Source organism: Novosphingobium sp. UBA1939, from assembly GCF_002336885.1.
In the GTDB taxonomy this organism is placed as follows: Bacteria; Pseudomonadota; Alphaproteobacteria; order Sphingomonadales; family Sphingomonadaceae; genus Novosphingobium.
Genome location: NZ_DDFB01000131.1, coordinates 1 through 12,158 on the forward strand (window position 1 = coordinate 1; position 12,158 = coordinate 12,158).

The 12,158-nt window shown below is 68.4% G+C and carries 15 protein-coding genes; 8 read left to right on the forward strand and 7 right to left on the reverse strand.

The annotated features are described in order from the left end of the window. Positions 1 to 645, forward strand: a 645-nt coding sequence (locus B3547_RS17240; protein WP_292965094.1) for a phosphoribosylamine--glycine ligase, incomplete at its 5' end; no start/stop codon positions are given. Further along, on the forward strand, positions 632 to 1,561 hold the full coding sequence (locus tag B3547_RS17245) for a hypothetical protein (protein ID WP_292965097.1): 930 nt from the start codon (positions 632 to 634) through the stop codon (positions 1,559 to 1,561). The genes B3547_RS17240 and B3547_RS17245, both read left to right, overlap by 14 nt. A gap of 9 nt (positions 1,562 to 1,570) precedes the next feature. Here B3547_RS17245 and B3547_RS17250 read toward each other — a convergent pair whose 3' ends face one another. Then, entirely contained in the window at positions 1,571 to 2,566 is a 996-nt protein-coding gene (locus B3547_RS17250) for an adenosine kinase (RefSeq protein ID WP_125954274.1), read from the reverse strand. A gap of 160 nt (positions 2,567 to 2,726) precedes the next feature. Here B3547_RS17250 and B3547_RS17255 point away from each other — a divergent pair, with 160 nt between their 5' ends. Together B3547_RS17255 and B3547_RS17260 are read left to right on the forward strand one after the other, a co-directional pair. After that, entirely contained in the window at positions 2,727 to 3,449 is a 723-nt protein-coding gene (locus B3547_RS17255) for an EI24 domain-containing protein (protein WP_194919037.1), read from the forward strand. Further along, a complete protein-coding gene (locus B3547_RS17260) occupies positions 3,439 to 3,840 on the forward strand; it encodes a hypothetical protein (protein WP_125954272.1) in 402 nt (133 codons plus the stop codon). Before B3547_RS17255 ends, B3547_RS17260 begins: the two co-directional genes overlap by 11 nt. Before the next feature lie 24 nt (positions 3,841 to 3,864). Here B3547_RS17260 and B3547_RS17265 read toward each other — a convergent pair whose 3' ends face one another. Then, positions 3,865 to 4,308: an RrF2 family transcriptional regulator gene (locus B3547_RS17265; protein WP_292965103.1), complete on the reverse strand. Its 444-nt coding sequence runs from the start codon at positions 4,306 to 4,308 to the stop codon at positions 3,865 to 3,867. Positions 4,309 to 4,394: 86 nt separating this feature from the next. Between B3547_RS17265 and B3547_RS17270 the strand changes: the two genes are divergently transcribed. Beyond that, a complete protein-coding gene (locus tag B3547_RS17270) occupies positions 4,395 to 4,844 on the forward strand; it encodes a globin domain-containing protein (protein WP_292965106.1) in 450 nt (149 codons plus the stop codon). Between the two features lie 69 nt (positions 4,845 to 4,913). On the opposite strand, the gene B3547_RS17275 is transcribed toward B3547_RS17270, so the two are convergent. The 5 genes from B3547_RS17275 to B3547_RS17295 all read right to left on the reverse strand — a co-directional run bounded on the left by B3547_RS17275 (position 4,914) and on the right by B3547_RS17295 (position 8,436). After that, on the reverse strand, positions 4,914 to 6,092 hold the full coding sequence (locus B3547_RS17275) for a saccharopine dehydrogenase family protein (RefSeq protein WP_292965109.1): 1,179 nt from the start codon (positions 6,090 to 6,092) through the stop codon (positions 4,914 to 4,916). A gap of 95 nt (positions 6,093 to 6,187) precedes the next feature. Then, positions 6,188 to 6,742: a dCTP deaminase gene (dcd, locus tag B3547_RS17280; RefSeq protein ID WP_124811301.1), complete on the reverse strand. Its 555-nt coding sequence runs from the start codon at positions 6,740 to 6,742 to the stop codon at positions 6,188 to 6,190. Between the two features lie 38 nt (positions 6,743 to 6,780). After that, positions 6,781 to 7,230, reverse strand: a complete 450-nt coding sequence (locus B3547_RS17285; RefSeq protein ID WP_292965113.1) for a cytidine deaminase — start codon at positions 7,228 to 7,230, stop codon at positions 6,781 to 6,783. After that, on the reverse strand, positions 7,227 to 7,922 hold the full coding sequence (locus tag B3547_RS17290; protein ID WP_125954270.1) for a glycoside hydrolase family 25 protein: 696 nt from the start codon (positions 7,920 to 7,922) through the stop codon (positions 7,227 to 7,229). The genes B3547_RS17285 and B3547_RS17290 overlap by 4 nt, the downstream gene beginning before the upstream one ends. 31 nt (positions 7,923 to 7,953) lie before the next feature. Then, a complete protein-coding gene (locus B3547_RS17295) occupies positions 7,954 to 8,436 on the reverse strand; it encodes a UPF0262 family protein (RefSeq protein WP_124811298.1) in 483 nt (160 codons plus the stop codon). Between the two features lie 135 nt (positions 8,437 to 8,571). Here B3547_RS17295 and B3547_RS17300 point away from each other — a divergent pair, with 135 nt between their 5' ends. The 3 genes from B3547_RS17300 to B3547_RS17310 all read left to right on the forward strand — a co-directional run. Then, entirely contained in the window at positions 8,572 to 10,083 is a 1,512-nt protein-coding gene (locus B3547_RS17300) for a replicative DNA helicase (RefSeq protein WP_125954269.1), read from the forward strand. 128 nt (positions 10,084 to 10,211) lie between these two features. Beyond that, the gene (rpoZ, locus tag B3547_RS17305) at positions 10,212 to 10,556 is read left to right on the forward strand and encodes a DNA-directed RNA polymerase subunit omega (protein WP_124811296.1); all 345 of its coding nucleotides are present in this window, start codon (positions 10,212 to 10,214) and stop codon (positions 10,554 to 10,556) included. A 238-nt stretch (positions 10,557 to 10,794) separates the two neighbouring features. Beyond that, on the forward strand, positions 10,795 to 12,158 hold a 1,364-nt coding region (locus B3547_RS17310; RefSeq protein ID WP_292965124.1), incomplete at its 3' end, for a helicase-related protein.

Here is a 12,158-nt window from a genome sequence, read left to right on the forward strand (position 1 = left end):
AACACCGGCGGCATGGGCGCCTACAGCCCGGCGCGGGTGCTGACCCCGGCGCTGGAAGCGCAGGCGCTGACCGAGATCATCGCGCCCACGGTCAAGGCCATGGCCGACGAGGGCATGCCCTATTCGGGCGTGCTCTACGCCGGGCTGATGCTGACCAAGCAGGGGCCGAAGCTGATCGAATACAACTGCCGCTTCGGCGATCCGGAATGCCAGGTGCTGATGATGCGGCTGGAAACCGATCTGGTCAATCTGCTGTCCGCCTCCGCCGACAGCCGGCTGGCCGCGCTGGAACCGCCGCGCTTTTCCGCCGACGTGGCGATGACGGTGGTGATGGCCGCCGCGGGCTATCCGGGCACGCCGAAGAAGGGCGGTACGATCGCCGGACTGGCGCAAGCCGAGGCCGATGGCGCGCGCGTGTTCCATGCCGGCACCGCGTTGAACCCCGATGGCGCGCTGGTGGCGAATGGCGGGCGCGTGCTCAACGTCACCGCGCGGGGGCCTTCGGTGCGCGCGGCGCGCGATGCGGCCTACGCGGCAGTGGATCGCGTGGTCTTTCCCGACGGCTTCTGCCGTCGCGATATCGGCGGCAAGGAAATCGCGCGCGAGATTGAACGCCAGAGCGGGGAGGGGAATGCGCAAGGCTGACGCGCTTCTCGCCGCGCTGATCCTGCCGGTATCGACGCTGGCGGCTGGCGCGCACGCCGCCACGGCCGATGCCGCGTTTGTCGGGCACTACTACCTGTCTGGCGTCATGGAGACAGGTTCGGAGCTGCTGCTGCGGCCCGATGGCACGTTTGCGTGGTACATATCCTATGGCGCGGTGGATCAGAGCGCAGAGGGCACCTGGCTTCGCGATGGCGATGCCGTGGTGCTGACCGCCAGCCAGCCGGACCGGTCCGCCCCGCTGTTCGCGCTGGCCGGCGTGGACGCCTGGGATGCCGACGCGGAAAGCCGCCTGCTTGGCCGCCAGCACGACGATGCCACGGCCGCGTGGGAGGAACGGTGCGGCAGCGCGGCGGAGGCGGTGACGGCGGTGGTGGCCCCGCTTGTCGATGACGCCCCCGCTACCGCCCCGGTCGAAGCGTCTCCGCCCATGGCCGATCCGGCGCCCGCCCCCACCCGCTTGCCCGGCTGCGCACCATCGGACGCGCCGGCCGAACCCGCCGATGCGACCACCATGGCGCCCGATCGCTGGCAGGGCGGCATCGCCATCGCGGTCTTTGCCGAGCAGAACGGCGAGCGCATGGGCGTGAGCAGGGTAACGGCCACGCTGACTTACGCGGACGGCGCCGTGGCGAAGGCCGCAACACGCCGGGGATGGGCCTTTCTGCCGCGCAAGGCGGGGTCGCGCGCGATCCGGCTGGACCTTTCCGCCGGGTTTGCCGAGGGCCGCGCCGCGAGCCTGCCCCTGCCTACGACCGAACAGGGCGTGATCCGCATCGCGCTCGACGCGCGCCAGGTGATCCCGCCCGCGTTCACCACGCTGCGCCTGCGAATCGACGGGAAGGCGCTGCTTCCCGAAGCCTTCGGGCGCGGCCGCTATACCCGACCGAGCGAATAGCCCGGCTATTCAGCCCATCCGCGCCGCGACCAGTGCCTTGAGGTCCGCTTCGGGCCGCGCGCCGTAGTGCGAGATCACTTCGGCGGCGCAGATCGCGCCCAGCCGCAGGCAATCCTCCAGCGAGCGGCCGCGCACGTGGCCGAACAGGAAGCCGGCGGCGAACAGGTCGCCCGCGCCGGTGGTGTCCACGACCTGCTCGATCGGTTCGGCGGGAACATGGGCCTGCTCGCCACCACTCACCGCGTGCGCGCCCTGTTCGCTGCGCGTGACCACCACGGTCGGCACCTTCGCCGCGAGCGAAGCGATGCCTTCGTGGAAATCCGCGATGCCGGTCAGCGCCGCCAGCTCGTGTTCGTTGGCGAAGAGGATGTCGATCTGGCCCGCTTCGATCAGCGCGCGGAAATCGTCGCCATGGCGCGCGATCACGAACGCGTCGGACAGCGTGAAGGCCACCTTGCGCCCGGCCGTGCGCGCGGCGGCGATGGCGCGGCGCATGGCCTTGCGCGGCTCTTCCGGGTCCCACAGATAGCCTTCGAGATAGAGCACCGCGGCATCGGCGATCACCGTTTCGTCCAGCGCTTCGGCGGGCAGGAACTGCGACGCGCCAAGGAACGTGTTCATCGTGCGCTGGCCATCGGGCGTCACGAAGATCAGGCAGCGCGCGGTCGGCGGCTCGCTTTCGCGCGCGGGCGTGGCGAAGGCGATCCCGCCGGCGCGGATGTCGTGCGCGAACACCTCGCCCAGCTGGTCCTGCGCCACCTGGCCGATGAAGCCGCACGTCGCGCCCAGCGCCGCCAGCCCGGCCAGCGTGTTCGCCGCCGAACCGCCCGAAATCTCGCGCGCCGGCCCCATCGCGTCATAGAGTTCGCGCGCGCGATCGGCATCGACCAGCGTCATCCCGCCCTTGGCGAGGCCCAGCCGCGCGATATCCGCATCCTGCGCGGGGGCCATGACATCGACGATGGCATTGCCGATGGCGATAACGTCGGTAGCGGGAGCGGTCATCCGCAAGCTCCATGAATGAGGGGCCGATCGGGGAACGGCAGGCGGCGCGGCCCTAGCGGGCTGTTTGCCGCGCCGCAAGTGCGCTGACCCGGCGACCACGGCGGACGAGCGGTTCCGTCTCCCGGTTGACAGCCGCGCGCCGCCGGGCGATCCGGCATCCATGCTTTCCGCTTTGGGGCTTTCCTTGGGCCAGCTTGCCGACCGGCGCATCCTGCGGGTGCTGGGGAAAAGCGCGCTCGTCACGCTCGCCCTGTTCGTGGTGCTGGGCGCGCTGGGCTGGTGGGGCCTCGACGCGGCGTTCATCGCATCGGGCCTGCGCGACGATCTGGCCAGCGGCGCGCAGACCCTGCGCGTGCTGATCGCGGGCGTGATCGTGCTGATCGGCGTCTGGCTGCTGTTCCGGCTGGTGGCGATCGCGGTGGTTCAGTTCTTTGCGGACGAGGTCGTCGCCGCCGTGGAAGCGCGCCATTACCCCGCGTTCGCCGCCACGGCGCGGCCGCTGGGCTGGCGTGCCGAGGCGCGGCAGGCGCTGCGCGGGCTGGTGCGGTCGGTGCTGTGGAACCTGGCCGCGCTGCCGGTGGCCGTGGTGCTGCTGGTCACCGGCCTTGGCCCGGCGCTGGTGTTCTTTCTGGTAAATGCCGTGCTGCTGGGGCGGGAGCTGACCGAGATGGTCCGGCTGCGCCACCGCGACGCCGCGGGAACGCCGGCCGCCGCGCCGCCCGCGTGGCAGCGGTTGCTGCTGGGCGGGACGGTGGCCGGATTGCTGGCCGTGCCTTTCATCAACCTTGTCGCGCCGGTGATCGGCGCGGCGACGGCGACACATCTGGTGCTGCGCCGCCATGCCGAAGTTTCCAATGTTGGCGGAGTTTCCGATGCGCCGTAATCAGGCCGTGCTTGTGATGACCCTGCTGCTCGCGGCCTGCGGCGGCGGAACCGGCGTGCAGACCAGCGGGGCCGGCAAGGCCGCGACCATCCGCAGCGTCGGCCACCCGCCGCCGCGCCCCGCCGCGCAGATCCAGACCGCGCCCGGCCTCGAATCGGTAATCGGCGCCGACGCGCAGCAGCTATCACGCCTGTTCGGGCCGCCCCGGCTCGACATTCGCGAGGAAGACGCGCGCAAGCTGCAATGGTCGGGATCGGCCTGCATTCTCGACGTCTTCCTCTATCCCCCCGCGCAGGGCGGGCGGCAGACCGCGACCTATGTCGACGCGCGGCGCGGCGATGGCCGCGATGTCGATCGCGCCGCCTGCATCGCCGCGCTGAAGAAGCCCTGAACGCAGGGTGCTGAACGCAGGCCCCTAACCACAAGGGCGCGCGGCAGGCTCCGCCACGCTCCATGGCGCGAAAGCCGGAGCGCCGGGGCGGGCGATGTCCGCCAGCGAATAGCGGTCGAGCACCGCGAGGAAGGCCTCCAGCGCTTCGGCCAGAACGCCGCTCAGCGCGCAATCGGCGCGCAGCGCGCACCGGGCGCAATCGGCCAGCTTCATGCCCCGTTCCAGCGCGCGCACCACCGCGCCCACGTTGATTCCGTCCGCCGGGCGCGCCAGCGCGATGCCGCCGCCGCGCCCGCGCAGGCTGCGGGCGAAGCCTTCGTGGACCAGCGCCTGCGCCACCTTGGCGACATGGTGGGGCGAAAGCCCCTGTTCGGCGGCAAAGGCCGGAACCGAAACGGCTTCGCCTTCTCGCCGGGCAAGCACGATCAGCAGGCGCAGGCCGAAATCCGTATGCTGGGTCAGTTGCATCGTTCGATCATGTCGGATTTTCGCTTGCCCGAATCAAGCATTTCCAATACCGGTATTTTTAATACTTGTTTTAAGGAGATCCCGCCATGCGCACCGCTTCCGAAGAGGCCAAGGCCATCGTCAAGACCACGGCCCCCGTCATCGAAAAGCACGGCCTTGCCATCACCACCGCGATGTACGCGCGGCTGTTCCGCAATGCGGAAGTCGCAGCGATGTTCGACCAGGCCGCGCAGGACAGCGGCGAACAGCCGCGCCGGCTGGCCGGGGCGATCCTTGCCTATGCCCGGAACATCGACAAACTGGGCAACCTTGGCCCGGCCGTGCAGCGCATGGTGGCCAGGCACGTCGAAACCGGCGTCAAGGCGGAACACTATCCGCTGGTGGCCGAAGCCCTGCTGCCGGCGATCCGCGACGTGGTGGGCGCGGATGTGGCCACCGACGAAGTGCTGGCCGCCTGGGGCGAAGCCTACTGGATGCTGGCCGACATCCTGATCGCGGCCGAAGCCCAGGCCTACGAGGAAGCCTCCGCCGCATGACGCGGCGCGAGAGCCCGCCGTCCGCGATCCCCCTCAACAGCGGACGGCGGGCTTGATCGCCGGTGTCGTTCAGTCTTCCACCGCGAAGGCGATCTCGGCGTGCGCGCGCAACCGCGCCACCAGCGCCTCGCCCAGCAGCGCGCCCGGCGTGGCGATCCCGCCTTCCGCCGCGCAGGACAGCAGCGCGATGCCGGTTTCGGCCAGCATCCGGCTGGTGGAACCATAACCCGGATCGTAGCGCCCCTTGACTCCATAACGGATCGTCCGCCCGTCGGGCATCTCGCCCACGAACAGCACGTCGTAGAAGCCGTTTTCGCGTTCTTCCTGCGACGGACCTTCGCCCGGCTGCGGATCATCGGGCCGGCCGATCATCGGCGTGGTGGCGATGTGCTCGGCCACGGCCTTCCCCTGGTCGCCGGGGCCTGTCAGGATCATTTCGTCATAGACGAAGTCCTGGCCATAGGGGTGCCCGAGCAACCGGTTGGTGCGGTGGACGTTCTTGGTGTTGATCGTCGCCATGATGAATGGCGCTTCCCACGATCCCAGCGTCTCATCGTATTGCGGCTTGTCGCCAGCGGGCTGCGGCGGCCCTTCGAAACCCGGCGTCAGGCCGAAGGCGCTGGTCATCCAGGGAATCAGTTCGGGATGCTGGCCCAGCGTGGCGAGCGTGGCCTTGAGGCTGGCCGCGGTTCCGCCCGAAGCGCCGCCCTTCATCCCCCGGACCCGCCCTTTCACGCGCGGCGCGGGCGCCCCGAAGCGTGCCACGGCCTCCTTTTGCAGCATCAGCACGCCCAGATCGAACGGGATCGAATCGAAGCCCGAGGAGAAGCTCACCCGCGCGCCGGTGCGCTTCGCTTCCGCGTCGTACTTGTCCACCATCTGGCGCATCCACACCGGCTCGCCGCACAAGTCGGCATAGTCGGTTCCCGCCGCGATGCAGGCGGCCAGCACCGGTTCGCCATAAAGCTGGTAGGGGCCGACCGTCGTCACCACCACCCGCGTCTGCTCCGCCATGGCCGTGAGGCTGGCGGGATCGCCGGCATCGGCCACGATCAGCGGCGTGTTGATCGGCGCGTCGATCGCATCGCGCACCTCGGCCAGCTTGCTGGCACTGCGCCCGGCCATCGCCCAGCGCGGCCCTTCCTGTCCATAGGCCCGCGCGAGGTACTGCGCCACGAGCCGCCCGGTAAACCCGGTCGCGCCATAGACCACGATGTCGAACGGCCGATCCGCCCTGGCACCCATCATCCCATCCCCTTTTTGGTTCGTTATGGGCGGGATGGTGATCGGCCCCGTTCCGGAAAGCAACAGGGCAGTTGCAGCAGCGATTGCAAGTGCGGAGATTACAGCCGGGGCAGGGTCACTCCGCGCTGGCCCATGTATTTGCCGGCGCGGTCGGCATAGCTGACCTCGCACGGTTCGTTGCCCTGCAGGAACAGGAACTGGCACGCGCCCTCGTTGGCGTAGATTTTCGCGGGGAGCGGCGTGGTGTTGGAGAATTCCAGCGTGACGTGGCCTTCCCAGCCCGGCTCCAGCGGGGTCACGTTCACGATGATACCGCAGCGGGCATAAGTCGATTTGCCCAGGCAGATCACCAGCACATCGCGTGGCACGCGGAAATATTCGACCGTGCGGGCCAGCGCGAAGCTGTTGGGCGGGATCACGCAGACGTCGGTCTTGCGGTCCACGAAGGAATTGGACGCAAAGTCCTTGGGGTCCACCACCGCCGAATCGACGTTGGTAAAGATCTTGAATTCATCCGCCACGCGCGCGTCGTAGCCATAGGAGGACAGGCCATAACTGATGCAGCCTTCCCGCCGCTGGCTTTCCACGAACGGCTCGATCATGCCTTCGCGCTGCGCCTTGTCGCGAATCCACTTGTCGGAAAGAATGGCCACGTTGTTTCCCCGATAATCCTGTTCAGGCCAAACTGCCTTTATACCAAACTGGCCGGACCGAAAGCATGCGGCAAGAGCGCCGAGAGCCGCACCTCGATCACCTGGCGCGTGCCCACGCACAGCACCAGCGGATCGGTGCCGCCCAGCGCGGCCAGTTCGTTGAGCACCTGCCGGCAGCGCCCGCACGGCGTGATCGCCGCGTCGATCGCCCCGCCGGCGCCGCCCATGACCGCCACGGCGACCAGCCCGCCGCGCCGCCCGGCATGGCTGGCGATCGCGCAGGCGACCGTTTCGGCGCACAGCGAGAGGCCATAGCTGGCGTTCTCCACGTTCGCGCCGGTCACGATCGCGCCATCCTCGAACAGCAGCGCCGCGCCGACGTGGAAGCCCGAATAGGGCGCATAGGCGGTATCGACCGCCGTGCGCGCGGCCGCGATCAACGCCTCGCGCGCATCGGGAGCAAGATCGGGCAGCGAAATATTCGTCATGGCTGCACCGCCACCCAGCGCAGCGGCCCTGGCGCGGCGTCGGTGCGCAGCCGGCTCGTGGCCGTCCACATCACCCACGGCCGTTTGGCATAGCCCGGCACGAGGAAATCCTGGCGGACCCAGATGTTGCGATCGATCATGGCGGCAAGGTGATAGCGGCTTTCGAACCCGCGCGACAGCATCAGGATCGCCGGCTTGCCCGCGTGCATTTCCATCTGGTTGAGGAACGTCGTCAGTTCGCTCTGCAGGGCCGCTTCGCCCGGCGCATCGGGGCAGCTGCGCGAATCGATGTCGAGCACGACCGCCGGCGGCAGCAGCTTGGCGTCGCGCGGCACGGTGGTGACGAAATTGGCGGCCTGGGCATCGGCCGGGGCGCACAGGTCGTAGACATGCACCGCCCCCACCTGCATCCCCTGCGCGCGCGCCGCGTCCAGCCCCGAAGCGAACGCGGCATCGCGGCGGCCGGGGCCTTCGCTGGCGGTGAGATAGACGAAGTCGGCGCCGCGCGCATGGAGAATGCGCCAGTCGACCGGCGCGTCATGCTCGTCGATCCAGGCGCCCTGCACCGGATAGTGCGCGCGATCGGGCATCCAGGTGCGCGCCTTCCACCAGCCCAGGCCGATGGCGATCATCACCGCCAGCAGCAATGCCGCCAGCCAGCGCCGCAGCGCCGTTTTCCTCGCCTTCGCCATGAACCTGCGCCCAATCCCGTATTCCGCGACCCTAGCCCCTGATATGGAGGACGCAGATCAAGGTAAAGAGCCGGCGGGCCGTGGCGAAGTCCGTCTCCACCTTGCCGTCGAGCCGTTCCAGCAGCATTTCGGCCGCATCGTTGTGAACGCCGCGCCGGGCCATGTCGATCGTCTCGATCTCCTGCGCGGTCGCCCGGCGGATGGCTTGATAATAGGAATCGCAGATCGCGAAATAGTCGCGGATCGGACGGCGGAAACGGCCGAGACCGAGGATGATCGTTTCGAGCAGGTTTTCCCGTTCGTCGGCGATGACCAGCGCCAGCCGCCCGTCCTCCACCGACAGGCGCAGGCGATAGGGGCCGGTATGCCCCGCCTCGAACGCGCGGATCGGACGGAAGGTGTTTTCCTCGATCAGGTCGAAGATCGCGATCCGGCGTTCCTGCTCGATATCGGCATTGCGCCAGAGGATCGTCGCCTCGTCGAGCTCGATATGCGAGATGCGCGGGTCCGCCATGGGGCAGGCTATTTCGCAGACGCGGCAAGGCGCGGCAAGAGATTTGCGCAGTCCACAGCCTGTGGGTAAATTCAGGCGGCAATCGGGCCACACCGCGTCTTGCGGCGACCGGTCCCCCTGCGCCATTGGTGTGTCATGTCGGCAAGCGAAGCGATCCTCCTGCGCGAACCTGAAGAGATTCGCACTCTCCCCTCCAACGTCGAGGCGGAAGCCGCGTTTCTGGGCGCGGTGCTGATCGACAACCGGATTCTGGAGGAACTCCCCACCCCGCTGAAGCCCGAGCATTTCTTCGCGCCGGTCCACGGCCGCGTCTATGAACGCATCCTGGCGCTGGTCGATCGCAAGGCGGTGGTCACGCCGGTCACGCTCAAGCCCTATTTCGAAAGCGACGAAGGGCTGAAGGAACTGGGCGGCACCGCCTATCTCGCCCGGCTGACGGCGGACGGGCAGGGCCTGCTCGCCCCGCGCGAACTGGCCGAGCAGGTCTATGACCTGGCGCTGCTGCGCGAACTGATGGCGGTGGGCCGCAACCTGGTGGAAGGCGCGCGCGACACCAGCAATTCGGTAGCCCCGCTCGAACAGATCGAACGCGCCGAAGCCGCGCTCTATGCCGTGGCCGAAGGGGCGCAGACCGGCAACGAGGCGCAGAGCTTCGGCATGGCCACACGCACCTCGCTGGAAATGATCGAGAAGGCGCTGCTTTCGGGCGGCCATATCTCGGGCAAGACCACCGGCCTGACCTCGGTGAACGAGAAGATCGGCGGGTTGCACGATTCGGACCTGATCATCCTCGCCGGCCGCCCGGGCATGGGCAAGACCTCGCTCGTCACCAACATCGCCTTCAATTCGGCCGACCGGCTGCGGCGCGACCAGGCCGATGGCATCGCCACCAAGGATTCGGTCGGCGCGGCGGTCGCCTTCTTCAGCCTGGAAATGAGCGCGGACCAGCTCGCCACGCGTATCCTGGCCGAACAATCGGGCATCAGTTCCGAAGCGCTGCGCATGGGCCGCATCAGCCGCGAGGATTTCCAGCAGCTTTCGTTCGCCAGCCAGCGCCTGGCCGAGCTGCCGCTCTATATCGACGATACCCCGGCGCTGACCATCGGCAGCCTGCGCGCGCGGGCGCGGCGGCTCAAGCGCCGGCACGATGTCGGCCTGATCATCGTCGATTACCTCCAGCTCCTGCAGGGATCGGGCCGCAGCGACAACCGCGTCAACGAAATCTCGGAAATCAGCCGCGGCCTGAAGACGCTGGCCAAGGAGCTCTCGGTGCCGGTGATCGCGCTGTCGCAGCTCAGCCGCGCGGTCGAACAGCGCGACGACAAGCGGCCGATGCTGTCGGACCTGCGCGAATCGGGGTCGATCGAACAGGACGCGGACATGGTCTGGTTCGTGTTCCGCGAGGATTACTACGTCGCCGCGCGCGAACCCAAGGTGCCGCAAGGCAGCGACGACATGAAGATCCAGGAAGCCCACGCCGCGTGGCAGGCGGAAATGGAGCGCGTCTATGGCCTGGCCGAACTGATCGTGGCCAAGCAGCGCCACGGCTCGACCGGCAAGGTGCGCCTGCGCTTCGAATCGCGCATCACCAAGTTCAGCGATCTCGCCCCCGACGCGCTGGCCGGCCACAGCTACAACGATGAATGACAGGAGGGCGTCGCGGGCAGCCCGACCTCGCTACCCCGATTTCCCGCTGTCCCGATTTCCTTGACTTTTCCACACCCCGCGCCTAGCTGCGGCTCTTTCCGTCCTTTCCAATATTCCGGAGTGCCCGAATGGCGCGCGTTACCGTCGAAGATTGCGTCGACAAGGTTCCCAACCGTTTCGATCTCGTCCTGCTGGCCGCCGAGCGCGCCCGCGCGATCTCGGGCGGCGCCGAGCTGACCGTTGACCGCGACCGCGACAAGAACCCCGTGGTTGCCCTGCGCGAAATCGCGGACGAGACCGTTCGCCCGACGGTGCTCAAGGAAAACGTGATCCAGTCGCTCCAGCGCGTGCTGCCCGATGATGATGATGAGGTCGATGAAATCGGCTCGCTGTCGCAGTCGGCCGAAGCCCTGCGCATCACCGCCGCCGCGCCGGTGCGGAATACCTCGCTGGGTGCCGACTACGACGGCTGAGGTCAGCCGAAATTCAGCCCATGCCGGCCTGCGAACGGCACTTTTCTGCGCTTCCGGTGCTCACGTGCTTCAAGCACGCTGCGCGCCGGTTCTCGAAAAGCACCATTCTCGGCGCGGCCTGACCTGAATTTCGACCGGCCTGCTTCAACGCTCTGAATGAAAATCCTTTTTGGAGGCGCCGGGGATAAATTCCCGGCGCCTTCTTGCGTGGGGGGATGGCCGCCGCCACATTCCCTGCATGGCCAGTCCCCTGCCAGGAAGACGACACGGGACAGCCGGGGAAGGTGTGGTCAAAGCGGTGCTTGGCCCGACCAACACCGGCAAGACCCATCTCGCAATCGAGCGGCTGTGCGCGCATTCCAGCGGCGCGATCGGCTTTCCGCTGCGCCTGCTGGCGCGCGAGGTCTATGACCGGGTCTGCGCGATCAAGGGCGCGGACCGCGTCGCGTTGATCACCGGCGAGGAGCGGATCGAGCCGAAGAACGCCCGCTGGCTGCTCTGCACTGCCGAAGCCATGCCCTCGCGCCCCGATCTCGCCTTCGTCGCGCTCGACGAAGCGCAGCTGTCCGCCGATCCGGAGCGCGGGCATGTGTTCACCGACCGGCTGCTGCACACGCGCGGGCGCGAGGAAACGATGCTGCTGGGCTCGGCCACGCTGCAACCGATGGTCCGCGCGCTTGTGCCCGAAGCCGAAGTCATCGGCCGGCCGCGCTTTTCCACGCTGAGCCACGTCGGCGCGAAGAAGCTTTCGCGTATCCCCCCGCGCAGCGCGATCGTCGCCTTCTCGGCCGAACAGGTCTATGCCATGGCGGAAATGCTGCGCCGCTTCCGGGGCGGCGCGGCGGTGGTCATGGGCGCGCTCAGCCCGCAGACGCGCAACGCCCAGGTGGCGATGTACCAGGCGGGCGAGGTCGATTACCTCGTCGCCACCGACGCGATCGGCATGGGCCTGAACCTCGATGTCCACCACGTCGCCTTCGCCGGCCTGTCCAAGTTCGACGGCCATCGCCAGCGGCGCCTGACCACGGCGGAAATGGCGCAGATCGCGGGCCGCGCCGGTCGCCACCAGCGCGACGGCACCTTCGGCACGCTGGCGGGTACCGGCGGAAACGATCCCGAATTCACGCCCGAGGAAGTCTTCGCGATCGAGGAACACCGGTTCCCGCCGCTGACGCGCCTGTTCTGGCGCGAAGCGGAGCCGCGCTTCGATTCGCTGGCCACGCTGATCGCGGATCTGGAAAGCCCGCCGCCCCGGTCCGAACTGGCCACGCCACCGCAGGCGATCGACCTTGCCGTGCTGAAACGGCTGGCGGAGGAGCCGGATGCTGCCGCCACGGTGCGCGGGCGCGGTTCGGTCCAGCGCTTCTGGGCAGCCTGTTCGCTGCCCGATTTCCGCCAGCAAGGCGCCGAAACCCATGCCCGCTTCGTCGCCCGGCTGTGGCAGGATCTGCGCCACGGCTATCTGGGCGCGGACTATGTGGCGCAGGCGATCGCCGCGCTCGACAACCCCTCCGGCGACATCGATACGCTGCAGGGGCGCATCGCGGCGATCCGCAGCTGGTCCTACATCGCACAGCGGCCCGACTGGGTGCTGGCGCGCGA

Coding starts and splice junctions, on each gene's coding strand:
- B3547_RS17270 (WP_292965106.1), top strand. CDS start 4,395: ATGCGCACCGCTTCCGAAGAGGCCAAGGCCATCGTCAAGACCACGGCC.
- B3547_RS17245 (WP_292965097.1), top strand. CDS start 632: ATGCGCAAGGCTGACGCGCTTCTCGCCGCGCTGATCCTGCCGGTATCG.
- B3547_RS17290 (WP_125954270.1), bottom strand. CDS start 7,922: ATGGCGAAGGCGAGGAAAACGGCGCTGCGGCGCTGGCTGGCGGCATTG.
- B3547_RS17275 (WP_292965109.1), bottom strand. CDS start 6,092: ATGATGGGTGCCAGGGCGGATCGGCCGTTCGACATCGTGGTCTATGGC.
- B3547_RS17265 (WP_292965103.1), bottom strand. CDS start 4,308: ATGCAACTGACCCAGCATACGGATTTCGGCCTGCGCCTGCTGATCGTG.
- B3547_RS17295 (WP_124811298.1), bottom strand. CDS start 8,436: ATGGCGGACCCGCGCATCTCGCATATCGAGCTCGACGAGGCGACGATC.
- B3547_RS17300 (WP_125954269.1), top strand. CDS start 8,572: ATGTCGGCAAGCGAAGCGATCCTCCTGCGCGAACCTGAAGAGATTCGC.
- rpoZ (WP_124811296.1), top strand. CDS start 10,212: ATGGCGCGCGTTACCGTCGAAGATTGCGTCGACAAGGTTCCCAACCGT.
- B3547_RS17285 (WP_292965113.1), bottom strand. CDS start 7,230: ATGACGAATATTTCGCTGCCCGATCTTGCTCCCGATGCGCGCGAGGCG.
- B3547_RS17250 (WP_125954274.1), bottom strand. CDS start 2,566: ATGACCGCTCCCGCTACCGACGTTATCGCCATCGGCAATGCCATCGTC.
- B3547_RS17255 (WP_194919037.1), top strand. CDS start 2,727: ATGCTTTCCGCTTTGGGGCTTTCCTTGGGCCAGCTTGCCGACCGGCGC.
- B3547_RS17260 (WP_125954272.1), top strand. CDS start 3,439: ATGCGCCGTAATCAGGCCGTGCTTGTGATGACCCTGCTGCTCGCGGCC.